This is a genomic window from Micromonospora sp. NBC_00362 (assembly GCF_026342155.1).
Taxonomy (GTDB): Bacteria; Actinomycetota; Actinomycetes; order Mycobacteriales; family Micromonosporaceae; genus Micromonospora; species Micromonospora hortensis.
Genome location: NZ_JAPENH010000001.1, coordinates 1513768 through 1538236, shown reverse-complemented (window position 1 = coordinate 1538236; position 24469 = coordinate 1513768). Strand labels below are relative to the sequence as shown.

General features: G+C 70.2%; 29 protein-coding genes. 21 read left to right on the top strand and 8 right to left on the bottom strand.

Annotated features, from left to right (window positions below; translation table 11 throughout):
- Positions 1-96: 96 nt before the first annotated feature.
- Together OG992_RS07045 and OG992_RS07040 are read right to left on the bottom strand one after the other, a co-directional pair.
- A complete protein-coding gene (locus OG992_RS07045) occupies positions 97-1278 on the bottom strand; it encodes a low temperature requirement protein A (RefSeq protein ID WP_238682761.1) in 1182 nt (393 codons plus the stop codon).
- Positions 1279-1305: 27 nt separating this feature from the next.
- The gene (locus OG992_RS07040) at positions 1306-1725 is read right to left on the bottom strand and encodes a hypothetical protein (RefSeq protein WP_238682762.1); all 420 of its coding nucleotides are present in this window, start codon (positions 1723-1725) and stop codon (positions 1306-1308) included.
- A 185-nt stretch (positions 1726-1910) separates the two neighbouring features.
- Between OG992_RS07040 and OG992_RS07035 the strand changes: the two genes are divergently transcribed.
- From OG992_RS07035 to OG992_RS07020, 4 genes are all read left to right on the top strand, one after another.
- On the top strand, positions 1911-2999 hold the full coding sequence (locus OG992_RS07035; RefSeq protein ID WP_238682763.1) for an S-(hydroxymethyl)mycothiol dehydrogenase: 1089 nt from the start codon (positions 1911-1913) through the stop codon (positions 2997-2999).
- A complete protein-coding gene (locus OG992_RS07030; protein ID WP_266302728.1) occupies positions 2996-3625 on the top strand; it encodes an MBL fold metallo-hydrolase in 630 nt (209 codons plus the stop codon). The genes OG992_RS07035 and OG992_RS07030 overlap by 4 nt, the downstream gene beginning before the upstream one ends.
- 118 nt (positions 3626-3743) lie before the next feature.
- Positions 3744-4214 carry a VOC family protein gene (locus OG992_RS07025; RefSeq protein WP_266302727.1) on the top strand — a complete coding sequence of 157 codons (471 nt, stop codon included), beginning with the start codon at positions 3744-3746 and terminating at the stop codon, positions 4212-4214.
- A gap of 601 nt (positions 4215-4815) precedes the next feature.
- The gene (locus tag OG992_RS07020) at positions 4816-5529 is read left to right on the top strand and encodes a hypothetical protein (RefSeq protein ID WP_238682766.1); all 714 of its coding nucleotides are present in this window, start codon (positions 4816-4818) and stop codon (positions 5527-5529) included.
- Positions 5530-5595: 66 nt separating this feature from the next.
- Here the strand turns inward: OG992_RS07020 and OG992_RS07015 are convergent, their stop codons facing one another.
- Entirely contained in the window at positions 5596-6966 is a 1371-nt protein-coding gene (locus OG992_RS07015) for a S9 family peptidase (protein WP_238682767.1), read from the bottom strand.
- Positions 6967-7155: 189 nt separating this feature from the next.
- On the opposite strand from OG992_RS07015, the gene OG992_RS07010 reads away from it, so the two are divergent.
- The 5 genes from OG992_RS07010 (at position 7156) to OG992_RS06990 (ending at position 11952) form a co-directional block, all read left to right on the top strand.
- Positions 7156-7470, top strand: coding sequence for a MazG-like family protein (locus OG992_RS07010; protein ID WP_238682768.1), 315 nt, complete (start codon positions 7156-7158; stop codon positions 7468-7470).
- 644 nt (positions 7471-8114) lie between these two features.
- The gene (locus OG992_RS07005) at positions 8115-8699 is read left to right on the top strand and encodes a hypothetical protein (RefSeq protein WP_266302726.1); all 585 of its coding nucleotides are present in this window, start codon (positions 8115-8117) and stop codon (positions 8697-8699) included.
- Between the two features lie 444 nt (positions 8700-9143).
- Positions 9144-10151, top strand: a complete 1008-nt coding sequence (locus OG992_RS07000) for a hypothetical protein (RefSeq protein ID WP_266302725.1) — start codon at positions 9144-9146, stop codon at positions 10149-10151.
- Positions 10152-10256: 105 nt separating this feature from the next.
- On the top strand, positions 10257-11231 hold the full coding sequence (locus OG992_RS06995; RefSeq protein ID WP_238682771.1) for a pirin family protein: 975 nt from the start codon (positions 10257-10259) through the stop codon (positions 11229-11231).
- 52 nt (positions 11232-11283) lie between these two features.
- Entirely contained in the window at positions 11284-11952 is a 669-nt protein-coding gene (locus OG992_RS06990; RefSeq protein WP_238682772.1) for a hypothetical protein, read from the top strand.
- 270 nt (positions 11953-12222) lie between these two features.
- Here OG992_RS06990 and OG992_RS06985 read toward each other — a convergent pair whose 3' ends face one another.
- Together OG992_RS06985 and OG992_RS06980 are read right to left on the bottom strand one after the other, a co-directional pair.
- Positions 12223-12888: a DUF1345 domain-containing protein gene (locus OG992_RS06985; RefSeq protein WP_238682773.1), complete on the bottom strand. Its 666-nt coding sequence runs from the start codon at positions 12886-12888 to the stop codon at positions 12223-12225.
- Positions 12889-12930: 42 nt separating this feature from the next.
- A complete protein-coding gene (locus tag OG992_RS06980; RefSeq protein ID WP_030332551.1) occupies positions 12931-13203 on the bottom strand; it encodes a DUF2795 domain-containing protein in 273 nt (90 codons plus the stop codon).
- Positions 13204-13358: 155 nt separating this feature from the next.
- Between OG992_RS06980 and OG992_RS06975 the strand changes: the two genes are divergently transcribed.
- From OG992_RS06975 to OG992_RS06950, 6 genes are all read left to right on the top strand, one after another.
- The gene (locus OG992_RS06975; RefSeq protein ID WP_238682774.1) at positions 13359-13769 is read left to right on the top strand and encodes a DUF2267 domain-containing protein; all 411 of its coding nucleotides are present in this window, start codon (positions 13359-13361) and stop codon (positions 13767-13769) included.
- Positions 13770-13986: 217 nt separating this feature from the next.
- Positions 13987-15012: a TerC/Alx family metal homeostasis membrane protein gene (locus OG992_RS06970; protein ID WP_238682775.1), complete on the top strand. Its 1026-nt coding sequence runs from the start codon at positions 13987-13989 to the stop codon at positions 15010-15012.
- 75 nt (positions 15013-15087) lie between these two features.
- Complete coding sequence (locus OG992_RS06965) at positions 15088-15687, top strand: sulfite oxidase-like oxidoreductase (RefSeq protein ID WP_091408112.1); 600 nt, start codon at positions 15088-15090, stop codon at positions 15685-15687.
- A complete protein-coding gene (locus tag OG992_RS06960; RefSeq protein WP_266302724.1) occupies positions 15680-16459 on the top strand; it encodes a ferredoxin reductase in 780 nt (259 codons plus the stop codon). The genes OG992_RS06965 and OG992_RS06960 overlap by 8 nt, the downstream gene beginning before the upstream one ends.
- A gap of 36 nt (positions 16460-16495) precedes the next feature.
- A complete protein-coding gene (locus OG992_RS06955) occupies positions 16496-16789 on the top strand; it encodes a DUF6510 family protein (protein ID WP_210785135.1) in 294 nt (97 codons plus the stop codon).
- 34 nt (positions 16790-16823) lie between these two features.
- A complete protein-coding gene (locus tag OG992_RS06950) occupies positions 16824-17270 on the top strand; it encodes a hypothetical protein (RefSeq protein ID WP_266302723.1) in 447 nt (148 codons plus the stop codon).
- On the opposite strand, the gene OG992_RS06945 is transcribed toward OG992_RS06950, so the two are convergent.
- The 3 genes from OG992_RS06945 to OG992_RS06935 all read right to left on the bottom strand — a co-directional run bounded on the left by OG992_RS06945 (position 17249) and on the right by OG992_RS06935 (position 18746).
- A complete protein-coding gene (locus OG992_RS06945; RefSeq protein ID WP_266302722.1) occupies positions 17249-17893 on the bottom strand; it encodes a hypothetical protein in 645 nt (214 codons plus the stop codon). The two genes, OG992_RS06950 and OG992_RS06945, sit on opposite strands and share 22 nt — an antisense overlap.
- 23 nt (positions 17894-17916) lie before the next feature.
- Complete coding sequence (locus OG992_RS06940) at positions 17917-18324, bottom strand: pyridoxamine 5'-phosphate oxidase family protein (protein ID WP_266302721.1); 408 nt, start codon at positions 18322-18324, stop codon at positions 17917-17919.
- 77 nt (positions 18325-18401) lie between these two features.
- The gene (locus OG992_RS06935; RefSeq protein WP_266302720.1) at positions 18402-18746 is read right to left on the bottom strand and encodes a helix-turn-helix domain-containing protein; all 345 of its coding nucleotides are present in this window, start codon (positions 18744-18746) and stop codon (positions 18402-18404) included.
- 71 nt (positions 18747-18817) lie between these two features.
- Between OG992_RS06935 and OG992_RS06930 the strand changes: the two genes are divergently transcribed.
- The 6 genes from OG992_RS06930 (at position 18818) to OG992_RS06905 (ending at position 24342) form a co-directional block, all read left to right on the top strand.
- On the top strand, positions 18818-19582 hold the full coding sequence (locus OG992_RS06930) for a group II truncated hemoglobin (RefSeq protein WP_266302719.1): 765 nt from the start codon (positions 18818-18820) through the stop codon (positions 19580-19582).
- Between the two features lie 95 nt (positions 19583-19677).
- Positions 19678-20400, top strand: a complete 723-nt coding sequence (locus OG992_RS06925) for a VOC family protein (protein WP_266302718.1) — start codon at positions 19678-19680, stop codon at positions 20398-20400.
- Positions 20401-20469: 69 nt separating this feature from the next.
- Positions 20470-20997 carry a GNAT family N-acetyltransferase gene (locus OG992_RS06920; protein ID WP_266302717.1) on the top strand — a complete coding sequence of 176 codons (528 nt, stop codon included), beginning with the start codon at positions 20470-20472 and terminating at the stop codon, positions 20995-20997.
- Positions 20998-21152: 155 nt separating this feature from the next.
- Positions 21153-22100 carry an alpha/beta fold hydrolase gene (locus OG992_RS06915; protein ID WP_266302716.1) on the top strand — a complete coding sequence of 316 codons (948 nt, stop codon included), beginning with the start codon at positions 21153-21155 and terminating at the stop codon, positions 22098-22100.
- Positions 22101-22435: 335 nt separating this feature from the next.
- Positions 22436-23710 carry a sensor histidine kinase gene (locus tag OG992_RS06910; RefSeq protein ID WP_266302715.1) on the top strand — a complete coding sequence of 425 codons (1275 nt, stop codon included), beginning with the start codon at positions 22436-22438 and terminating at the stop codon, positions 23708-23710.
- Complete coding sequence (locus OG992_RS06905; protein WP_238682786.1) at positions 23698-24342, top strand: response regulator transcription factor; 645 nt, start codon at positions 23698-23700, stop codon at positions 24340-24342. The genes OG992_RS06910 and OG992_RS06905 overlap by 13 nt, the downstream gene beginning before the upstream one ends.
- The last annotated feature ends 127 nt before the right edge of the window (positions 24343-24469 follow it).

Below are 24469 nucleotides of genomic sequence, written 5' to 3'. Positions count from 1 at the left end.
GTCCGATCACCGCCCCGGATGGAGGAACGCGATGGCCTCCGACCACGTCGACGTGCTGATCATCGGCGCCGCTTCCGCCACCGGGTGTGACCGCAGTCAGGCCGGGTCGACCACCGCCGCGCTCGTGCCGACGTCGCCGCGGCGCAACACCACTGTCAGCGCTACCAGAGCGACCAGCAGTGCCGCGAGTACGTACGCCGGTGCCGGGCCGAGCGGCGCGAGCAGTGCCAGCAGCGCGACGACCGGGAAGGCGACGACCACCGCGCCGTGCTGCTGTCGGCGTACGTGCAGCAACCAGACCGTGAGCAGGAAGACGGCGATCGGGACGCCCACCGCGTACCCGACGGTCCTCTCCGAGATGTGCGCGAGGTGTCGCTCGTAGTCGACCGACACGCTCAGGCCGGCGCCGACCGCGGCGATTGCCGCGAAGATCAGGTAGTGGCCATAACCCCAGATCAGGGAGTACGGCTGCCGGTCGGGAGCCTCGTTCGGCCGGTCGAAGTACAGCCACCAGAGCGCGAACACGATGACCGCGCCGGCCGCCGCGAGCGACCAGAGGTCGTGTTCCCCGGCGTCGAGCCCGTCCTGGATCGCCAACGAGACGGCCCCCACCGCCTCACCGAGCACGATCAGGGTGAACAGCCCGTACCGTTCGGTGATGTGCGCCGGGTGCCACGGGGTCATCCCGGGCCGTTCGGCCACCGCCGGCACCAGCAGGTCGGCCAGAGCGAGCAGCACGAACGACGCGATGCCCCACTCGCCGGGCAGCAGCAACCGCAACAGCCAGCCGAGTTGCACCACCGTCACGCCGATCGCGTAGCGGGTCGCCGCCGCCCGGTGCGCCGGGTCGCCGATCGCCGCTCGGCTCCAGTGCACGACGGCGGCCAGCCGCATCACCACGTACCCGTAGGTGATCACGGTGAAATCGCCGTCGGTGAACGCACTGGTCACCCCGGCAGCAATGATCAACGCCCCGGCGATCTGCACCAGCGTGGTGATTCGGTAGAGGTCGTCGTCGGTGTCGTAGGCCGAGGCGAACCAGGTGAAGTTCATCCACGACCACCAGATCGCGAAGAACACCATCAGGTACCTGCTCAGGGCGTGGCCGAGGTGTCCCTCGGAGACGTCGTGGTGCAGGTTGCCGGCGGCCTGCGCCACGGCCACCACGAAGCACAGGTCGAAGAAGAGTTCCAGCGGCGTGGCGGTGCGGTGCGGCTCGTCGCGACGATGTGGGCGCATCGGCCGGTAGAACGGCCGTACCGGCCGAGGTCGGGTCACCGCAGCTCCCTCAGACCGCCCGCCGGGTCAGCGGCGCCGACGGCCGTGGGTCAGCCCCTCCAGCATCAGGGTCAGCCCCGCGCCGACCAGCCAGACGTCCTTGGCCAGCCCCGCGCCCTGCTGGGTCGGGCGGATGCTGCCGGGTTCGCGCATCCCCGGCGTCTTCAGGTACAGCTGCACCAGGCCCGCGCCGAACGCGGTCAGGCCGAGCCCGACCAGGGGCGCCGGGACGAACGGCGCGATCAGCGCGGCCCCCAGGGCGATCTCCGAGTACGACAGCAGCTTGGCGAATCGCGCCGGCTCCAGTTGACCGAGCTGGGGCATGGCGGCGACCGCCATGCCGTGCAAGCCCTCCGCGGCGGTGCCCTCCAGAGTGCGCTTGCCCAGACCCGAGTTGAGGAAGTACGCGCCGATGCTGACCCGTAGCGGCAGGTGCGCGAGTTTCATTGTCACTCCCGTTGGCCGTGGTCGAATGCGGCCCGCGTACCCCGCACCGCCCGCGATAACCCGCCGGGCCGGCTGGGCTGGCCGTGGTGGTCGCGGTAGGTTCGCCGGGGGCCCACCGCCGAGCCCGTGGCATACCCGCCCACCCCGGCGCCCGGCCCCGCCGCAGACCACCAGCAGGAGGCGAAGTGAGCCAGGAAGTCCGGGGAGTCATCTCCCGCAGCAAGGGCGCGCCGGTCGAGGTCACCACCATCGTGGTGCCCGATCCCGGGCCCGGTGAGGCGATCGTCCGGATTCAGTCGTGCGGGGTCTGCCACACCGACCTGCACTACCGCGAGGGTGGCATCAACGACGACTACCCCTTCCTGCTCGGTCACGAGGCGGCGGGCATCGTGGAGCAGGTCGGCGAGGGCGTCACCGACGTCGCCCCGGGCGATTTCGTGGTGCTCAACTGGCGGGCGGTCTGCGGGGTGTGCCGCGCCTGCCGTCGGGGGCGGCCCTGGTACTGCTTCAACACCCACAACGCCACCCAGCGGATGACCCTCACCGATGGCACCGAACTGGCCCCGGCGCTGGGCATCGGGGCGTTCGCCGAGAAGACCCTGGTGCACGCCGGGCAGTGCACAAAGGTCGACCCGGCGGCCCGACCCGCCGCCGTGGGTCTGCTGGGCTGCGGGGTGATGGCCGGGCTGGGTGCGGCGATGAACACCGGAAACGTCACCCGGGGCGACTCGGTCGCGGTGATCGGCTGCGGCGGCGTCGGGGACGCGGCGGTCGCCGGCGCGGTCCTCGCCGGCGCCACCACGATCGTCGCTGTGGACACCGACAGCCGCAAGCTCGACTGGGCCCGCACATTCGGCGCCACGCACACGGTGAACGCGTCCGAGACCGACCCGGTCGAGGCGATCCGTGCCGCCACCGGTGGCTTCGGCGCCGACGTGGTGATCGACGCGGTGGGCCGACCGGAGACCTGGAAGCAGGCCTTCTACGCCCGCGACCTGGCCGGCACTGTGGTGTTGGTCGGCGTACCGACCCCGCAGATGCAGATCGAGCTGCCGCTGCTGGACGTCTTCGGACGTGGCGGCGCCCTCAAGTCCAGTTGGTACGGCGACTGCCTGCCCAGCCGGGACTTCCCGATGCTCACCGAGCTGTACCTGCAGGGCCGGCTCGACCTTGACGCGTTCGTCACCGAGGAGATCGCGCTCGACCAGGTCGAGAACGCCTTCGACCGGATGCACCACGGCGACGTGCTCCGCTCGGTGGTGGTGTTCCCGTGACCGCCCGCGTCGACCACGCGGTCACCTCTGGCACGTTCTCCCTGGACGGGCAGACCTTCGACGTGGACAACAACGTCTGGGTGATCGGTGACGACCGCGAGTGCGTCGTCCTGGACGCGCCCCACGACGTGGCGGCGATCCTCGCCCTGGTGGGCGACCGGCAGGTCCGGGCGATCCTGGCCACCCACGCCCACGACGATCACGTCCGGGTGGCGCCCGAGCTGGCCGAGGCCACCGGCGCGCCGGTGCTGCTGCACGCCGCCGACCGGGTCCTTTGGGACATGGTCCACCCGCACCTGCCACCCAACGGTGAGCTGCACGACGGGCAGAGCATCGAGGTGGGCGGCACCACGCTGCGGGTGCTGCACACCCCCGGGCACAGCCCCGGGGCGTGCAGCTTCCACGCGCCGGAGCTGGGCGCCGTGTTCACCGGCGACACGCTCTTCGCCGGTGGGCCCGGCGCGACGGGCCGCTCGTACAGCGACTTCGACACCATCGTCCGGTCGATCCGTACCTGCTTGCTGACCCTTCCCGCGGACACGATCGTGCACACCGGCCACGGCGACGACACGTCGATCGGCGCGGAGGCGCCGCACCTGCAGGAGTGGCTGGACCGCGGCCACTGACGCCCGCGGCGGCCCGCCCCACACCCGGTGGGGAGTCGCTCGCCCTTCAAGGCGAGGATCCACAACGCCCACCGGAGACCCGGTGGGCGTTTGTGGACACCGCACTAGGATCCCGCTCATGGCCGCCGACTCGCCCGCCCCCGCCGTCCGTCAGCTGCGCCTCGTGGTGGAGGCCGCCGACCACGAGGCCGCCGTCGAGTTCTTCCGCGACGCGTTGGGCCTGCCGGAGGAGGCGGCGTTCAGCGGCGAGGGGGATGCGCGGGTGGTGATCCTGGACGCCGGCCGCGCCACTCTGGAAATCGCGAACTCCGCACAGAAACGCCTGGTCGACGAGGTCGAGGTGGGTCGGCAGGTCGCGCCGCGGATCCGGGTGGCCTTCGAGGTGGACGACACGGAGGCGACGACCGCCCGACTGGTGGCCGCTGGGGCGAGCGAGATCGCGCCGCCGACGCGTACGCCGTGGCAGTCGCTCAACTCCCGCCTCGCTGCCCCCGCCGACCTCCAGATCACCATCTTCCAGGAACTGCTCACGCCGGACGAGGGTGTCGGAACGCGGGGTGCGTCGTCCCACGGTGACGGCGACAGCTGAGTCGGGCAGCTTCCGGGGGTCACTTTCACCCCGGCGCCATCGGCTGGCGGTCGGGTGCGCGGTCGTCGAGATCCTCCAACGCCGCCTGCCTCGCCACGCTCTCGGCCGCCAGGGCGAGCCGGACTGGCAACCTTCACCCACCGTGCTGGCCTAGGCGCCTACTCAGGGTAGCGACGAACCGCCAGCCGCCTGCCTCCCCATCACCCTGTTTGGCCCTTTGCTCTGCTTACCTATATGCACCACGGCCCCCGAGCTGCGACTGGGCCCTTTGCGCCAGCCACGGAGGTCTCTCACCGGCGGTCACGAAACGTAGCCGGTGCATATAGGTAAGCAGAGCAAAGGTTGGCGTTCCGACGCTTGCCCCCGGTTCCGCAAACACCATCCGTCACGGGTGTCCGGCTTGATGTCTCGCAAGCCCCACCTGCCCGAATCCGCTCCGTGACCGGGACCGCACCAGGCCAACCCTCGGGCATTTCCGGAATGCCCGACACGTGAACCCGGTTGTGTCCCCCGTACCGCCGGAGCCCAAACCCATTTCCGCGGTCATCTCCCGAGGAGTGTTCACCCCGGAGCACTCCGCACGATCGAAAGGGCAACCATCGTGAAGGTCGACTTCACTCGATGGCTCCCCGCCATCGCTAAGGATTCGTACCGCAAGACCGCGCTGAGCGTGGCGGGTGTGGCAGCCCTCGGCGGTCTGGCTCTCGCGCCGACCGCGGTCGCCGCACCGGTCACCTCCGGACCGCACCAGGGCGCCGTCGCCGCCATCGACCGCGCCACCGGAAAGGCCGCCACCTCGGCCCGCCAGGACGACCAGCCCGTCGAGTCGGGCCTGACCACCGGCTCCGCCACCGGCAAGCCGCCGGCCGGCAAGCCGAGCCGAGCCCAGCTGATCCCGCACGGCATCGAGGGCGCGCAGTCGCGCGTACCGCTCGACGACGCCCAGTTGGCCAACGCCCGGGCCATCGTCGACGCCGCCAAGAAGACCGGCGTCGGTGACCGGGGCGCGGTGATCGGCATCGCCACCTCGCTGCAGGAGTCGAAGCTGTACAACCTCGGGCACCTCGGCGCGTACAACGACCACGACTCGCAGGGCCTGTTCCAGCAGCGTCCGTCGTCCGGTTGGGGCACGCCCGACCAGATCACCGACCCGGAGTACGCCGCCACGGCGTTCTTCACCGCACTCAAGAACGTCGGCGGCTGGCAGGACCTGCCGCTGACCGCCGCCGCGCAGACCGTGCAGGTCTCCGCCTTCCCGTACGCGTACGCGCAGTGGGAGGAGCAGGCGGCGGACATCGTCCAGCAGCTCTGGTGACAACCGCACACGAGGCCGGCCGGCTCCCTTCGACGGGAGCCGGCCGGTTCTTCGTGTCCGCGTACCTCAGCAGGCCGGGTAGAGGCGGCGGGTGCCGACCCCGGCCGCGTACGCGTCCCGGTCGCTGAACCGGCAGCCGTAGTCGGCTCGGGCCACCACCGCCGGGTCGGTCACGGTATCGCCGGCCGGGCGCTTGCCGGTGCGTACCCAGGACACCAGGTCGTCCCAGGCGGCGCCGGCCTCCGCCGGGGTGAACTCGCAGTGCTGCGTGGCCCGGATGGCCCGCTGAACCACCAGCTTGCCGCGACCGTTGCGCGCCACGTCGGTGGCGTACGCCTGCTCCATGCTGAACGGAACGAACAGGTCGCCGAGACCGTGCAGGCTGAGCACCGGCGCGGTGGGCCGACCGGCGATCCGCGGCACCTCGGTCAGCGTCGGCAGGAGCCGCTGCACGACGTTCTCCGGGGCGACCCGCTGCACTGTCGCGTTGACGTTCACCGGGCTGTTCGGGGCGTAGCGGGTGAGCAGGTTGGTGGACAGCTGACCGGGTCGCTGGGCGGGGGAGTTGCCGCTCCCGGTGGGCACGCTGATCGAGAAGAGGAAGTCCTTCCAGACCGCGAACGCGGCCTCGGCGCCCGGACGCGGCCCGCCGGAACGGTTCACCGTGATCGCCCGCAGCTGCTTGCCCCGCTCCGTTGTGGTGTCCGGCCCGGTGGGGGTCAGCCCGGCCAGGCCGAGCGCCACCTGGATGCGGGGCACCGCGTTGGTCAGATAGTCAGCCGGCGTGGGATGGGCCGGCACCCCGGCGAGCGCCTGCGCGACCAGGTTGTAGTCCAGGTAGAAGTCGAGCAACGTCTGATCACCGAGCACACCGCACATCGGCATCGCGCCGTCGTAGAAGCCGGGGTACTGCTCCAGCGAACGACCGATGACGTACCCACCCATCGACACCCCGGCGACGTAGGTGTGCTGCGGTCGGCGGACAGTCCGCCCGAAGTGGTCGGCGAGATCCTTCGTCCCCAGCACCCCGGAGCGGATGTCGAAGCCGTTGCGGTCGTACGAGGACGACGCCCAGGCGTACCCCTGCTCCAGAAGGCGCTGGCGCAGCCCGAAGGCCGGCGGTTCCGGCGAGAGCACGGTGCCCTGGCCGCGGTAGCCGTGCGCCCACAACACCAGGTCGCCGTTCCACCGGGCGGGGACCTCGATGATGTACCCGGCGTGGCGGTGCACGCCCTGGCGTACCACCGTCGGCTTGCCACCCACGACCAGCGGCGCCAACGGCGGATTCTCGATGGTGTAGCCGGGCAGCGGCTCGCCGCCCCTCGCGTCGCGACCGGTGGCGCTGGCCGGCGCGACACCGGCCAACCCGACCGCGAGGGTCAGCGTCGCGGCGGCGGCCAGCAGGCGGCGGAGGGTACGAACGGGTGTGGACAGCATCGATGCTCCCCATCGGACGGTCGTCGCCCGGGGGCGACCAGCGGGACGGTTGCCTACCGGCCGGTAGCGTCCTGAACCTAGAACTGCCGTCGACCAGTGTCAATGGCTTCGCTGATCCGCCAGTCAACAGGCTGGTCCAGTCATACCCGGTCGTTCGGGCCGGTGGGCCGATCGGGTTGACTGGTCGTCGTGGACGAGTCGATCTGGGAGGCGGCCCGAGCGTCGCGCGGCTGGCTGGACGCGGCGAACGGCACCGGGCAGACCGAACTGACCTGCCGCATCCTCAAGCTCACCGAGGAAGCGGGGGAGGCTTCGGCTGCCTGGATCGGCCTGCTTGGGCAGAATCCGCGCAAGGGTGTCACCCACACCCGCGAGGACGTCGCGGCGGAGTTGGCCGACGTCGCCTTCACCGCGTTGGTGGCCATCGAAAGCCTCGGCCTGGACGCGCAGACGACTCTGGACGCCTGCGCCGCAAAAGTGCGCTCCCGCCTGACGGGCCAATAACCGCCCCTGGCGTCCGGCTGTTGCCGTCCCCTTCCCGGCGGTCGCCTGCCGGGCCTCTCTGAGAACTTTGCCGGCATTGGGTGGTATGCCCCGGTCGCTTTCATTCGTGATCGACTCGGGCTTCAGGAAGTCGGGGTGTCCGGGAATCCGGGATGCCCCGACTTCCGTGAAGGCGAGTGGATCACCCGGTGCGGGCCGGTTGGACGCCGTGGCCGGCTGCCGTGTGGGTCGGTTTGGCCGTCGGCGGGTGTTTGTGGGGTGTGGCCGGGCGCACTCGGGGGCCGGAATCATGGCCGGGCCGGGGTCGTTACATACCCTGACGATCGCAGCACCACCGACCGCCCGACCCCTGAAGGCTGGTCGCGCAGGTTGGAATGCCAGCCTCCACCCGGTCGTTACAGTCCCCACGAACGACCGCAGGCACCGCCACGATGAGGGTGCCGGCAGGTGGGCCAACCCCGGAATGACCCCGGCCCCCCGGTCGTTACACAGGGACCCGGCGCCACGAGCCCCCGCTCGGCAGGTCGCCGACCTCGACGCCCTCCAGACTTTTTCCTTGTTAGTGCAGCGCCGGACGAGGTGCTCACACCCGGCCGCCGTCCCCCTTGGCGGTTGGGTGTCCTACCCCCGAAGGAGCTACCCCCATGAACACGATCATGCGTAAGAGCGTTCTGTCCGTTGCTGGTCTCGCGTTCGCCGGTGGTGTCTTCGCCGGCCCCATCGCCCACGTGGCAAACCCGGTCGACGCCAAGCCCGTCGCAGTTGCGGTGCAGGCCGACAAGCCCGACACCAGCAAGCTGATCCCGCACGGGACCCAGGGCGACCAGTCCCGGATCAGCCTGAATGACGAGCAGACCGCGAACGTGAAGGCGATCATCGCCGCCACGAAGAAGGCTGGTCTGCCGGAGCGGGCCGCGGTCATCTCGATCGCGACGAGCCTGCAGGAGTCGAAGCTGGAGAACCTGGGTCACCTGGGTGACATGAACGACCACGACTCGCTGGGCCTGTTCCAGCAGCGGCCGAGCTCGGGTTGGGGTACGCCGGAGCAGATCACCGACCCTGAGTACTCCACGACCGCGTTCCTCAAGGGTTTGAAGCAGGTCGACGGGTGGCAGGACATGGCCTTGACCGACGCCGCGCAGACGGTGCAGGTGTCGGCGTACCCGGACGCCTACGCCCAGTGGGAGCAGCAGGCCGCTGACCTGGTTGGTCAGTACTGGAACAGCTGACCCGCGTCACAGCACCACCGCAGAAGCACTGCGCCTCAGCACCACCGCACGACACCGACTGTTGGCCGGCACCCGCAACCCGGGGTGCCGGCCAGCGGCCTGTCTGCTCTAGCCGTTCGCCGTACACCAGTCGCCGCCAACGTTCACCGACCGCCGACCGCGTCGCCGACCGCCGACCGCCGACCGCCGACCGCCGACCGCTGGGCCACGGGGCCGTTGGTCGTTGGTCATCGGGCTGGGGACGCCGCCTTGCACACTCCGGGAGCAGATGACGTCGTCTGAATTGGCGGGTGTCCGTAGATCTTGGACAGTTTCCGTTCGCGCGGAACGGAAAATGTCCAAGATCTACGGTGGCGACGTAGCGGAGTGACGTGATCGGCGCCGAGTGATCCGATCGGCCGGCGGGTACGTACCCCTGGGCGGGGACCGGCGGAGGGAAGAGGCATGGCCGCAGTGGGGTACGGCGCGGATCGCGAACCGGAGTCAGAGCCGGAACCGTCCGGTAAGGCCACACCGCGGCGGTGGTCCACCGGCGCTCGCCTGTTGGTGGCGGCTGCCGCCGTCGTGTTGCTCCTGGGTGCGGCAGCGGTGGCCGTGATCGTCGCCGATCCCGACCACCTTGGCATGACCTACTCCGGGCAATCCGACGGCACTCGCCCCGACGGCACTCGCCCCGACGGCACTCGCCCCGACAGCACCGACCCCGGTGACGGCGCCCGCCCAGGTGGCGTCGTCGACCCGGACGCGGCTGAGGGTCGCCGCGGTGGTGCGGGTGCTGCTGCCGAGCGACCGTTGACAGCGCCGCTGGCGGGTTGGCAGAAGGGCACCTTCGTGCTCGCGGATGGGCTGTCCTCGTTCGAGCTGCGGGTGGCCGAGTTGGGCGATGACCTGTACCGGATCAGTACCCCGGCCGGCTCGGGTGTGGCGGGCCGACCGTCGGTGCGGGGGGAGACCGTGCGGCTCGACCTCGTGGAGTCCGGGACGCGCGGGCCACGGGCCGTGCGGGTGTTGCTCAACGAGCGGGTCGCCTGGCGCCTCCACCTCGTTGGCGGGGTGAGCAGTCAGGTGTTGGACCTGACCGGGGCTCGGCTGCTGGGGGTGGAACTCGCCGGAGGTTCCAGCCGTACCGAGATTCTCCTGCCACCGATCACCGCCGCCGGCACCGGCACCGGCAACCCCACCGGCCCGCGCTCAGACCTGCCCTCCAGCATCCTGACCGTACGACTCACCGGTGGCACCAGCCAGCTCGACGTCCGGGTCCCGGGGGCGACTCCGGTACGGGTGCGGGCGGGAGCCGGTGCCGGCTCGGTGGTGGTACGCGGCGACCGCTGGGATGGGGTGGCTGCGGGCTCGGTGCTGGGTACGCCGGGGTGGGACCGGTCGGCGGAGCGCCTGTACCTGGACCTGGTCGCCGGCGCCAACAGCGTGCTGGTCTCCTCCAGCAACCGGTAAACCCACGCCGGGCCAACCGGCCGTGAGAACCACGCGCTGGTGAACCCCGCCCGTCCCGCTTGAAAGCACAGCGGTCGCGAATGGGCGTGCGCGTACAGTCGGGCGGTGGAGCGTACTGAATCAATGCTGGCGCAGACCCGACCGCCTGGCGTGGCCGACGTCGATCCCGGGAGTGTGTTGTTGCCCGGCCACGACGTGCCGTTGGGTCGGTACACCACGGTGCGGCGGCTGCTTCCGCAGCGTGCCCGCCGGATGGTTGGCGCGTGGTGTTTCGTGGATCATTTCGGCCCGGACGATGTGGCGCAGCGGCCCGGCATGGAGGTGCCGCCGCACCCGCACACCGGGTTGCAGACGGTGACCTGGCTGCTCGACGGCGAGATTCTGCACCGGGACAGCCTCGGCAACGTGCAGCCGATCGTGCCCGGTCAACTGAACGTGATGACCTCCGGGAACGGCATCGCCCATTCGGAGCGCTCGCCGGCCACCCATCCGCCGGTGATGCACGGCGTGCAGCTCTGGGTGGCGCTGCCGGACCCGGCGCGGGCCGGAGCGGCCGACTTCGCGCACCACGCCGACCTGCCTCGCTGGCGGGACGGCGATCTGGACGTCACAGTGCTGGTCGGCGAGTTCGCCGGGGAGCGGTCACCGGCGGTGGTGCACACCCCGCTGGTGGGGGTGCAGTTGGAGCTGCGCGGCGAGGCGCCGGCGACGATGGCGTTGCGGCCCGATTTCGAGTACGCCGTGTTGGCGATGTCCGGGTCCGCGGAGGCGGCCGGGGTCGGGTTCGAGCCGGGGGCGCTGCTCTATCTGGGCTCGGGCCGCCGGGAGCTGACAGTGCGGGGCGGGGCCGGGGCCCGGCTGCTGTTGCTGGGCGGTACGCCGTTCGAGGAGCCGTTGGTGATGTGGTGGAACTTCGTGGGTCGGTCGCACGAGGAGATCGCCGCCGCCCGGGAGGACTGGATGGCCGGCGACGGGCGCTTCGGTGTGGTCGCCGACGATTCGGCGCCGCCGCTGCCGGCACCCGCCCTGCCCACGACCCGCCTCAAGGCCCGCGACCGCACCGGCGGCCTGCACGGCTGACGGGCACGTGCGGCCGGTGTGTGGCTGGCCGCCGACGCGGGTAGTCGCCGGCATGGCGACCAGTCTGATCAATCCGGTGGAGGACCGTAAACGTCTGGCGCGCCGGCTCGCCGGTAGCGGGCGTGGCTTCGCCGAGCAGTACGGGTTCCGGGTGACAAACAACCCGGCGAGCCTGTTCCAGGTGTTGTACCTGTCGGTGCTGCTGGCCCGTCGTGGTGACTTCCGGCGGGCGTTGGACGGAGCGCGGGCGTTGCGCGACGAGGGGTGGGACAGCGCGGCCCGGCTGGCGCGTTCGCTGCACGAGGATCGGGTCCGGGTGCTGCGCGCCAGCGGCCAGCGCGGTGACGTGGACGCGCTGGCCGCGGTGCTGGGTGACCTGGCTCGGACGGTGATCGAGCGGTATCGGGGTGATCTGCGCCGGCTGCGGGCGGTGGCGCGCCACGACCCGGTCCGGGAGCGGGCGCTGCTGGCCGCGCTTCCGGGCGTGGACGATCAGGTCGTCGTCCTGTTTCTCCGCGAGGCGCAGGCGTTGTGGCGGGAGGTGGCCCCGGTTGCCGATCGGCGGGCGCTGGCCGCCGCGCGTCGGCTCGGGCTGGGCAGGTCGGCGGACGACCTGGCCGGCCTGGCCACTGGCGAGTCCGAGCAGTTGGCCTGGCTGGTGGGGGCGTTGGCCCGGGTCGACCTGGAGCATCGGTACGCGGAGGTGACCGGTCGGCCGTGACGTGCCCTGGCCCACACTTCCCCAAATTCTGACCAAACGGAGGATGTTCTGCCGTATGGTTGGACCCGGCAGTGCTGGCCGCTCGGTTCGAGCGGACCTCCACCGCCTGGTGACCGCGACCGGTTCGGATGCGGTTCACCGCCTGGGCAGGCTTGCGTGGCGCCCTAGGTCGCGGTTCGTGACCAGGGGCGCCCGCCTGTCCCGGCCCTTCGATCGGCTCCCCCCGTGTCGCGCTCCGGGGGACTGCGGGGCCTGCGGCGTCAATAGCCGTCACCGCGCCAGACCCGCCAGCAGGTTCACGGTCACGGCGATGATGAACGCGCCGAACAGGTACGACACCATCGAGTGGCGCAGCACCGTACGACGCATCTCGTTGCTGGTCAGGTTGGTGTCGGAGATCTGGAACGTCGTCCCGATGGTGAACGCGACGTACGCGAAGTCGGAGTAGCGCGGCGGTTCGGGCTGGTTGAAGTTCACCCCGCCGTCTGGGCCGGTGTAGTAGATCCGGGCGTACCGGGCGGCGAACACGGTGTGCACCACGAACCAGGAGAGCACCACGCTGAGCACGCCCACGCCGCTGTGCAGCTCACGGGCCATCCCGGGGGGCGCGCTCTGTGCGCTGGCCACGACCAACCCGACGGCCAGCAGGCTGGCCAGGCAGGCGACGAGCAGCAGGGCGTCCCGGATCGCCCGGTTCGGGTCCTCGTGGACGGCCAGTTGGGCGGTCCGCTCGGCGTCCATCGGCCAGATCTTGTGCCAGACCAGCACGAGCCAGCTCAGCGCGCCCACGTCCCAGCCGGCCAGCGCGGCGAGCGGCAGTGGCAACAGCAGCGCGAAGACGCAGCCGGCGATGACGCCGACCACCGCCACGACGGCGAGCTGCTTCGCAGCCGGGAAACGCACGTCCGCTGGCCGGTCGGGACCGGTCTGGGTCATTCGGGACGCTCCCGGGTCGGGGTGGTGGGCGCCACCGCCGGGTCAGATGCCGCGCAGGTGCTGTGAGACCCGGTTGTGCTTCTTGTCCCGGGCCTGCTCGGCCCGCTGGGCGGGGCCGACCTCGGGCGCCGCCTCGATCCCGGCCGACCGGGCCACCTCGGTCCCGTTGGCGTAGTCGACCGGCGGCAGGGCGCGCAGCGCCTTCAGCACGTCCGGTGGGGCACCCTCCCGTTCGGCCTCGCGGACCACGTCGTCCTTCTCGGCCGGGTAATCCAGGCTCGACAGGTACTGCAGGACGTCGGCGTAGCTCGCCATGGCGTGGGCTCCCTCGGGCATCGATGTGGTGACGACCGGCGGCGGTTACCCGCCCGCCGGCCGGTCACGCCCGCCCGGTGCAGGATTCCGGCGCCGTTTCTCCTGGGCCACCGCGGGTACCCGCAGGCGCCGACGCGAGTCCAAGGGAGTACGCGATGAACTACGACACCTTCATCGACCAGGTTTCCCAGCGCACCGCCACGTCGTCCGAGCGGGCGGTCGAGCTGACCCGGGCCGTGTTGGAGACATTCGCCGAGCGGTTGACCGGCGGCGAGGTCCTGGACCTGGCCGCCCAGTTGCCCCAACCGCTGCAACTGGTACTCAAACCGAGCCCGAGCACCGAGCAGGCGGACCGGTTCGGCGCGGCGGAGTTCGTCGCCCGGGTCGCGTTGCGCGCCGGTGTGCCGGAGCCCGCCGCGGAGGACGCCGGTCGAGCGGTCTTCACCACCCTGCGCGAGGCGATCACCGGCGGTGAGTTCGATGACGTGGTGACCCAACTGCCACGCGACTATCGGGGCCTGGTCGAGCAGGCGATGGCCCCGGGCGCGACGTTGCGCCGCGGCTGACAGCACTCGCACCGGGCACACACAGCGGTTTACCAGGGCAACCATCGATGTCCCGCTTGGCGCGGCGATTCCGCCTGGCCTAACCTTGTCGTGCGAGGGGAGTACTTCCCACGAACCATTCCGGTCAGTACGGCGCGCCCGGCGCGCCTCGGGTGGTTGCCCACCAGGTGGTGGGTGAAGGAGACCTCGAACATGACGGTGTTCGAGGAGACCCCACATGAGTCAAGTGTCGTATCTGTCTGCCGCCAGTGACCTGTCGTCGGTGGGCACGCCCACGCTGTGGGCGGTCACCATCATCGGGGTCCTCCTGCTGTTGGTGCTGGACTTCCTGGTCACCCGTCGCCCGCACGAGGTGTCCATGCGGGAGGCCATCGGCTGGTCGGCCTTCTACATAGCGCTGCCGCTGGCGTTCGGCGGCTGGATCTGGTGGCGATTCGGCTCCCAGCAGGGCGTTGAATACCTGACCGGTTACCTGGTGGAAAAGTCGCTCTCGGTCGACAACCTCTTCGTCTTCATGTTGCTGTTGGCGGCGTTCGCGGTGCCGGCGGTGCTCGCCCAGCGGGTGCTGCTCTACGGCATCGCCGGCGCGCTGGTGCTGCGGGCCGTCTTCATCGCCCTCGGCGCGGCGGCGTTGCAGACCCTCGACTTCGCCTTCCTGCTCTTCGCGATCATCCTCATCGCCACCGCGGTGAAGCTGCTGCGTGATGCCATGTCCGGGCATCAGCAGGAAGTCGACATCAACAAGATGCGGTCGGTGAAGCTGCTGCGCAAGGTCATGCCGGTGGTCGACGACTACCACGGCACCAAGATGACCGTCCGGCAGGGCGCGAAGCGGGCACTCACGCCGTTCGCCCTGGTGGTGGTCGCGGTGCTGGCCACCGACATCGTCTTCGCTGTCGACTCGGTGCCGGCGGTCTACGGCATCACCGAGGACCCGTACCTGGTGTTCGCCACCAACGCGTTCGCCCTGCTCGGCCTGCGGGCGCTCTACTTCGTCCTGCACGCGGCGCTGAGCCGGCTGGTGCACCTCAGCTACGGCCTGGCCGTCATCCTGGCGTTCATCGGCCTCAAGCTGGGTCTGCACTGGGCGCACGGCATCTGGGACAGCGTGCCGCAGATCCCCACCCTGGCCTCGCTTGGCGTGATCATCGGTGTGCTGGTGGTGGTCACGGTGACCAGCCTGCGCGCCACCCGCGGTGGCGACCTCCCCGAGGACCGCAAGGTCGTCGCGGAGCGGCACTGACCGCGCCGCGCCGGCTGACGACACGGTACGCGGGAAAGCTTCCGCCCCCACCGGCGCGGGTGGTACGACTGTGCAATGGGAATCGTGTCACCGGGCTTTCAGGGTCGGCCCCGAACGCAGGAGCCGGCCCTGCCACCCGGTCAGTATCTGACCGAGGACTTTCCGGTGCTCTCGGCCGGCCCGACGCCCCGGGTGTCACTGGACACCTGGGAGTTCGTCATCTCCGCCGAGAACGGCAGCGAACACCGCTGGTCGTGGCAGGAGCTGATGGCCCTGCCGCAGGAGACGCCGATGGTGGACATCCACTGCGTCACCCGCTGGTCCAAGCTGGGCACCAACTGGCAGGGCGTCTCACTGGACACGCTGCTCGCCGACGTCGACACGGGGGCGCACTTCGCGCTGGCGCACTCCTACGGCGGGTACACCACCAACCTGCCGCTCGACGACCTGCGGGGCGGTCAGGCGTGGGTGGTGCACACCTTCGACGGCGCCCCGCTGCCCGCCGAGCACGGCGGGCCGGCGCGACTGCTGGTGCCGCACCTGTACTTCTGGAAGTCCGCCAAGTGGGTGCGCGGCCTCCGGCTCAAGACGATGGACGAGCCGGGGTTCTGGGAGACCGCCGGGTACCACGACTACGGCGACCCGTGGCGCGAACAGCGGTACCAGGGTGACTGAGCGCGCAGCGGCGACGAGCACCCAGCGTCGGACGCCGAACCGTTGGCAGGTTGGCCGCCTGGTGGAGCGCCGGGTGGAGACATCCACCGCGCAGACCCTGGTGCTGGAGGTGCCGGACTGGCCGGGGCACCTGCCCGGGCAGCACGTCGACCTGCGGCTCACCGCCCCGGACGGCTACCAGGCGGCCCGGTCGTACTCGATCGCCGGGCCGGCCGTGGACGGGCCCGGAGGCCCGCGCATCGAGGTGACAGTGCAGCGGGTGCACGACGGCGAGGTGTCGCCGTACCTCATTGATGTCTTTGGCGGCGGCGACCCGGTGGAGGTCCGCGGACCGCTCGGTGGCTGGTTCATCTGGCGGCCCGAGGAGACCGCGCCGGTGCAACTCGTCGCGGGCGGCTCCGGCATCGTGCCGCTGATGGCGATGATCCGGGCCCGTCGGGCGGTGGGCAGCAAGGCGCCGTTCCGGCTGATCTACTCGGTGCGCACCCCCGGCGACGTGATCTACGCCGACGAGCTGCGCCGCCGGGTCCGCGACGACTTCGGGCTGGACGTCGCGTACGTCTACACCCGCGAGGCGCCCGAGGGCTGGCGCGGTGAGCCGCACCGGATCGGGCTGGCCGACGTCAACACGCACGGGTGGCCGCCGGACCTGGAACCACTCACCTACGTCTGCGGTCCGACAGCGTTCGTGGAGACCGTGGCCGACCTGCTGGTGGGCCTGGGTCACCCGTCGCGTCGCGTCAAGACCGAACGCTTCGGCCCCACCGGCTGACCACCCGCTCGCTCACGCAGTGCCGAGGAGAATTCGATGACCGAGATGTCGTACCTGGACGGCAACATGCTCGACGGCCCGATGCGTGAGCTGTTCACCGTCGACCTGAGCAGCGCGATGGGCCGCTGTGAGAACTGCGGGACGACCGGCTCCATGGCCAGCCTGCACGTCTACTCGAACGCTCCGGGCCTCGTCGCCCGCTGCCCCTCCTGCGAGGAGGTGATGGTGCGCCTGGTGCGCGGGCCGGACCGGGCCTGGCTGGACATGCGCGGCACCACCTACCTCCAGGTGCCGATGCCGATGGAACAGACGTTCCCCGGCCCGCTCTGACGGAACGCTTGCCCGGCTGAGGCAACATGGCCGGATGAGCACTGGTCGATGGCGTGGTGTGCCGCTCGCGGTCCGGTGCGTGGTGGCGGTGGCCGTGCTGGTCTTCGTCTACGGCACCGGGGTGCACGTGGTGCAGTTGCTCCTGCCCCAGTTCGGGCCGCAGCTCGCCCTGCCCGGGTGGCTGACGTTCTACTTCACGTCCCTGACCCTGGCCGATCCGTTGGCGGCGCTGCTGTTGGCCGCTCGCCGGATGCAGGGGCTCGTGCTGGGCTGCGTGGTGCTGGTGACGGACGCGGCCGCGAACGGGTACGCCAACTACGTGCTGGACCCGGCGGCCGGTGTCACCCCGGGCCGGACCGGGCAGGCCGCCATCACCGCCCTTGCCGTTGGTCTCGTCGCGCTCAGCCCGTGGCTGGCGCCATGGTTCGCCGGCTCTCGCAGTCGAGGCGGCACGCCAGTTCAGACACGGAGGAGGTCGTAGGCCCGGGCGAGGTCGTCGGCCCACGGTGCGTCGTAGTCACGTTCCCACGCGCGGTGCAGGCGGTCGCGGGTCGCTTCTCGGCGTAACCAGTCGCCCAGGGCGCTCGGCTTCTGACTCGTGAAGTTGAGTCTGCTGACCATCTCGGCCAGGTGCCGGTCCGCCGACGGGGTGACCGTGGCGTCCCAGACGTCGAGGAATCGTTCGACGGGCTCGCCGGCCGCGTGAGCCGCGTCGAGGAAGTCCGTCGGATCGGTGAACGACCCGAGCCGCGACGGGTGATCCGCCAACAACGACCGCCACACGGCGTCGAGGTACGCGTCGACGGCCTCCTGCTCGACCCGCGGCCAGGTGCGCCACTCCTGACGGGGTAGTTTGCCCAGGACGATGACCGGTTCCAGGTCGTCGGACCCGAGCAGGCGCTCAAGGAGTACGGGGAGTAGGGCCTTCACGTCCGCCCGGCCACCGACCGTGTTGCCGAGGCTGATGGTCAGTGAGAACAGGTCGTGCTCGTCGACCAGCACCGAACCCCGGCAGTGTGGGCAGCCGTCGAGCACCGCACGGCGCGGATACCGGGCGAACGCGTCCCGTACGCCCGCCAGGGCCGTCGTCAGCTCGTGCTCCACCGGCCGATTCTCGCATCGACGGCTCACTGGGCGGTGCCCGCGAACAGCCACCGTCGGACGGGGATCTCCAGCAGCGCCCGCTCGCCGTCCGGGCCGACCTGCCGGCCGACGTCCCAGCCGTCGTACTTGCGCGCGAACGCCTCGACGACGGTGCTGGGGAATCCACTTCGGTGCACGTGGGCGTCACCCTCCGCCACCACTGGGGCGTCGCCGCTCTCCAAGGCCACTGACACCCGTGGGTCGGCCACGACGTTGCGGACCTTGACGCTGCGACTCTCGCAACCGACCCAGAACGTCGCCGAGAGGTAGACGAACCAGACCGGCGTCAGGTGCGGGGACCCGTCGCGCCGCACCGTGCACAGCCAGACGTTCAGCTCCCGCGACAGTCGCTCGTCGACGTCGGCCGGGGGGATCGAGGGGGTTCGGCTCACCGGGCCAGTGGATCACAACGCCGTACGTCCCGACGACGATCTTTCCACTGCTGCCGGGCCGCGTGCGGCGCGTCGAATCAGGCAGCGGAGGGTTCGTCGATGGCGGTACCGGTACGTGCGGCCCGCGCGGCGCCCCAGTCGTACAGGGCCTGCAACACCGGGGCCAGGCTGAGGCCTTCCTCGGTGAGCCGGTACTCGACGTGGGGTGGTGTGGTCTCGTGGTCGTGCCGCAGGACGAGCCCGTCGGCCTCCAACTCGCGCAGACGCTGCGTCAGCATCTTCTCGCTGACCCCTGGCATCCGGCGGCGCAGCTCGCCATAGCGGTGGACGCCCTCCTTGAGATGGGCCAGGATCACCGGTCGCCATTTTCCGCCGACAACGTCGACGGCGAGCTCCACCGGGCAGTGGTATCGCTTGGGCATCGTGGCCTCCCTCGGCACGTACCAAAAGGTGCGTACTTGATCATCACCGATGCGGGTGTTCAGCTGTAGCCATGGTGATCGAGTACATCAGGTACCGCGTCCCGCAGGAACGGCTGGACGGTTTCGAGGCGGCGTACGAGCGGGCCGCCAGCGCGTTACGCGCCGCGCCGCAGTGTGTGGACTACGAGTTGAGCCGCTGCCTGGACGACCCCGCCTGCTACCTGCTGCGCATCACCTGGACGTCGGCGGACGAGCACCGGAAAGGGTTCCGGGGTGGCCCGGTGTTCGGGCAGTTCTTCGCCGCGATCAAGCCGTACGTCGAGGACATCCAGGAGATGCGGCACTACGCCCGAACGTCGGTTGCCGGCCCCGGTGGCGCCGCGCCGCCGAGCTTGTACGAGTGGGCCGGCGGCTCCGACGCGTTCATGAGGCTCTGCGAGGCCTTCTACCGCCTGGTCCGCTCCGACGACCTGCTCGCGCCGATGTTCGCGCAGATGCACCCCGACCACCCCCGGCATGTAGCGGTATGGCTTGCCGAGGTCTTCGGTGGACCGGCCACCTACACGATGGAGCACGGCGGCTACCGCCACATGCTCGGCCAGCACCTGGGCAGGGCGATCAGCGAGGCGCAGCGTCGGCGGTGGGTCAACCTGATGATGGACGCTGCCGACGAGGTTGGTCTACCCGGCGATCCGGAGTTTCGCGCCGCCTTCGCGAGCTACCTGGAGTGGGGCACCCGCTTGGCGGTGGGCAATTCTCAGCCGGACGCGGACCCGATCCGGCAGGCGCCGGTCCCGCGCTGGGGCTGGGGTGTCGCCCCGCCCTATCGAGGATGACCCGCCGAAACTCGGGTGCGGTCGACCTGGCACACCTCTAGGCTCCCGCTCCGACGGCTGTCATGGCGTCCGGTCGATGGGAGATGAGCGCAGCGATGACTGCACACCTGTTCGCGATCAGTTTCGACGCGAGCGAGCCTCTGCGGCTCGCGCAGTTCTGGGCCGGGCTCCTGGGGCGGAACATCGCCGACGATCCGCACGAGGGCGTCCTGCTCCTGCCCACCAACGACAACGAGTTCCACATCCGCTTCGCCGCGAACCAGCAGCCGAAGGTGGTCCAGAATCGGATGCACTTCGATCTGACCAGCAGTTCGCTGGAGGATCAGCGGCAGACGGTGGCCAGGGCACTGGAACTCGGCGCGCGGCACGCGGACATCGGCCAGGGCCCGGAGATCGATCATGTGGTGCTGGCCGACCCGGAGGGCAACGAGTTCGACGTCATCGCACCGGGTAACAGGTTCCTCGCCGGCTGCGGCTTCGTCGGTGCGCTGGCCAGCGACGGGTCACAGAAGGTTGGCTATTTCTGGAGCCGGGCGCTGGGGTGGCCGCTGGTCTGGGACCAGGACGAGGAGACCGCGATCCAGTCACCGCTCGGAGGCACGAAGATTTCCTGGGGCGGTCCGCCGTACATGCCGAACGGAGGCAGGGATCGGGTGCGTCTCGACCTCGCTCCGGCTGTCGGCGTCGATTGGCAGGCAGAGGTCGACCGTCTGCTCTCGCTCGGGGCGACCCGGGTCGACACCGACCAGGAGGGGGCAGGCCGAGTCGTGCTGGCCGACCCCGACGGCCAGGAGTTCAGCCTGCTGACGTCCCGCTAGCCCGCGCCGCTACGGGCACGCGGCGGCCGGTTGGACAACAGCGGCACCGGTCGGTCAGAGTGATCCGCCGTGAGATACCTGCGTACCGGTGGTCCTGCCGCGATCCGGCGACCCCGGCCCACCGACTCGGACGAGTTCGTCGCCGCCTCGCGGCGCAGTCGGGACCTGCACCACCCCTGGTTGGCCGCGCCGGCCAGCCCGGAGGAGTACGAGCTCTATCTGCGCCGGATCCGTCGCCGCGACAGCGCCGGCTACCTGATCTGCGACCGGGCCAGCGGCGAGATCGCCGGCTACGTGAACATCAGCGGGATCGTGCTCGGCGCGCTGCGTGGTGGCTACCTGGGGTACGCGGCGTTCCTGCCGTACAGCGGGACCGGGCACGCCTCGGCGGGCGTCTCCCTGGTGATCGACCACGCGTTCACCTCGGTCGGGTTGCACCGGCTGGAGGCGAACATCCAACCGGGCAACGAGCCGTCGCGGCGGGTGGCCCGCAAGTTGGGTTTCCGGTTGGAGGGTTTCTCCCCGGACTACCTGTTCATCGACGGCGCCTGGCGCGACCACGAGCGCTGGGCGATCACCGCACCAACCCCGGCCTGAGCACGCCAGTGCGGCGGGCGCTGGTGCGCTCGACCCGGACCGGGCACCTGCCTGACGGGTTCTGATGTGCCCCTGGCGAGGGTAGGGGTAACTCCCAACCCGACTGGGAGGTAGCAGGATCGAGCAAGATCCAGCAACCGTGGAAGCTCATTTCCATGACCACGCAGAAGATCTCCCGGTTCGATCGGGCCACCCTGGCCCTCGTCCTTCCCCTCGCAGTGATTGCGGCAGTCGCCGGATGTGATGGCTCGGCCGCGCCGAAGGCCGCGCCCACGGCCAGTTCGGTAGCCGCGGTTCCCTCGACCTCGACAAGCGCGGCCGGTCCGGCAAATGCGGCCCCCGCAGCGGGCTTGCATATGATCGCCAACAACGGGCATCAGCTTGCCTTCCACGTCACGCCCGGAAGTTCTCCCACCATCGTCCTGGACGCCGGCGGTGGCGAGGACTCCTCGTACTGGGATGCCCTGGTGCCGCAGCTGTCGCAGGCCACCGGATCGCAGATCATCACCTACGACCGGGCCGGTCTGGGCGCCAGCGAGGAGGTGAAGGGCCCATGGGATCCCAAGGCCGCCGCCTCCGACCTGCAGGCCGGTCTGCGTGAACTCGGCGTCACCCAGAACGTGGTCCTCGCGGGCCACTCGCAGGCAGGAGAGGTGGCCCACTACTTCGTCCTCGCGAACCCCGGCGTTGTCTCCGGGGCGGTGCTCATCGATGCCAACGTTCCGCAATTCTTCACCGACACCCAGACCCAACGCCTCGTCGCGCTGACCACGCCGCAGATCGAAGAGCTCAAGAAGGCGCCGTCGACGAAGGCGAACCGCCAGCTCATCGCCACGGCCGACAACTTCGGTCCCACGCACCAGGCGTACCACAAGGTCTCCTGGCCCGACGGCGTTCCCGTCATCTATATCGTGTCGGACAAGACACCCTTTGATGGATCTCCGCAGGACGCTCAGGCCTGGCGCGACGCGGCAGCGGCGTTCACCAAGGCGGGGCCCGACCGCACACTCGTCATCGCCGAGGGAAGCTCGCACGACGTTCCCCAGGACAAGCCAGCCCTGGTGCTCAAGGAAATCGAACAGATGACCGCCACCCTCAAGTAAGGGCCGACGGCTGACAGGACCGGCGAGCCTGGTTGACCGGGGCAGCGCCGTAGGCGAGCGCGACAAGCCACACGGTCCGGATCCCCGATGACGGCGAGGTGGTGGTCGAGATTCGGGGAGCGGGCCGGAACTGCTGACGCGATGGGTAGCGTGTGTGCGGGTGTCGATCGATCGAGCCGCCGATCGGCGATGCGAGCCTCCGTGGACCACGGACGGACACCACGGTCGCTGGATCCCACGCGACGTGGGGGACACCGACGTGGGGAAGCGCGGATCGCCGGCCACCATGAATCACCACCCCGGCTGTTCGGCACGATGCGCAATGAGGGAACGAGATGACCGATAACAGCGGAACCGCCCTGGCGCAGCGGATGAGCCTGCTGGGCTGGTCGCTGGTGCTGCTGCCGGGCGCGGCCGTCGGTGCCGTGCTGGCCACACTCTGGATCACCTCGATATCGATCGCCGCGCTTGGCGCCGGAATCCCACTGACCCTGCTCGCGACCGTACTGGTGCGCTGGTTCGCCGACCAGCATCGCCAGTGGGCCGCCGACCGGCTCGGCGAACCGGTGCCCGCCCGGCCCTATCAGCCGACGCCGGACGCCGGGTGGCCGGTGCGGCTCTGGACGATCCTGCGCGACCCGGCGACGTGGCGGGACTGGATCTGGTTGGTGGTCAACTCGATCACCATTTGGTTGAGTTGCGGACTGTCGCTGCTGTTCTTCGCCTTCGGAGTCGTATACCTGATCTATCCGCTGATCTATCAGCTGACGCCTTCTCAGGTGTTCCGCACTCCGATGGGGGAGGGCTTCCGGCTGCACAGCGTCGCGCAGTCGTTCGGGCTGGTACCGCTCGGTCCGGTTTTCCTTCTGCTCTGGTACGTCACTGCGGTGCGCCTCGCGAACCTCAACGCTCGGGTGATCCGCGCTCTGCTCGGCCCCACCGAACAGGCGCGCCTGCGGGCTCGCGTCCAACAGTTGGCGACCTCGCGAGCTGAGACCGTCGACACCCAGGCCGGTGAACTGCGCCGAATCGAACGCGACCTGCACGACGGCGCGCAGGCCCGGCTGGTGTCGCTGGGTATGAGCCTGGGCTTGGCCGAACAGTTACTGCCCACCGATCCGCAGGCCGTCCAGCAGTTGCTGGCCGAGGCCCGCGAGTCGACCTCCACCGCGCTCACCGAGCTGCGCGACCTGGTACGAGGCATCCATCCGCCGGTACTGGCCGACCGTGGCCTGGATGGCGCACTCAAGGCCTTGGCCCTGGTCAATCCGATCCCGACCACTGTGGTGACTCGCCTACCCGGACGGCTGCCGGCCCCGATCGAGTCAGCGGCCTACTTCGCCGTCGCCGAGGCCCTGTCGAACGCCATCAAGCACGCCCAGGCCCAGCAGATCCGGATCACCGTGGAGTTCGCACCCCACCGGGGCGGCGCTGCCGGGGAACTGACGATGCTGGTGTCCGACGACGGCCGTGGGGGTGCTTCGATGGATTCCGGCACGGGCCTGCGTGGCATCGTCCGTCGCCTGGCGGCCTTCGACGGCACGCTGACCGTTGACAGCCCGCCGGGCGGACCTACCGAGGTGAGGATGTCGCTGCCGTGCGTATCGTGATAGCCGAGGACCTCGCGCTGCTCCGCGAGGGCCTGATCAGGATCCTGCGGGCCAACTCATTCGAGGTCGTGGAAGCCGTTGACAACGGCCCCGCGCTGATCCGGTCGCTGACGACGCACCGCCCCGACGTCGCCATCGTCGACGTGCGGTTGCCGCCGACCTTCACCGACGAGGGGCTGCGGTGCGCGATCGAGGCCCGTCGCCAGATCCCAGGGCTGCCCATCATGGTGCTATCGCAGTATGTCGAGCAGATCTACGCCAGGGAGCTGATGTCAGATCGCGCGGGCGCGGTGGGCTACCTGTTGAAGGACCGGGTTACGGACGTCGACCAATTCGTCGCCAGTGTCCGGCAGGTCGCTACCGGCAGCACCGTTATGGACCCCGACGTGGTGAGTGCGCTACTCACCCACCGCTCCACCGACCCCAAGCTCCTGGAGCTGAGCCCACGCGAGCATGAGGTCCTCACCCTGATGGCGCAGGGCCGCTCGAACGCTGCGATCGCCGCCCGGATGTTCGTCACCGAGAAAACCGTCAGCAAACACAGCAACAACATCTTCACCAAGCTCGGTCTCAAGCCCTCCGAGGACGACAACCGCCGCATCCTGGCGGTACTCGCCTACCTGGAAGGCTGAGTCCTTGGCCTGGTTCCAAGATCCGACGTTGCCGGCACGCCCTGGCCCCGCCGGCGAGTTGCCGACACACGGGTTGCGATCTCGTTAGTTCGAGCACCGGACCTTTCACCCGGACCGGGTGATGACG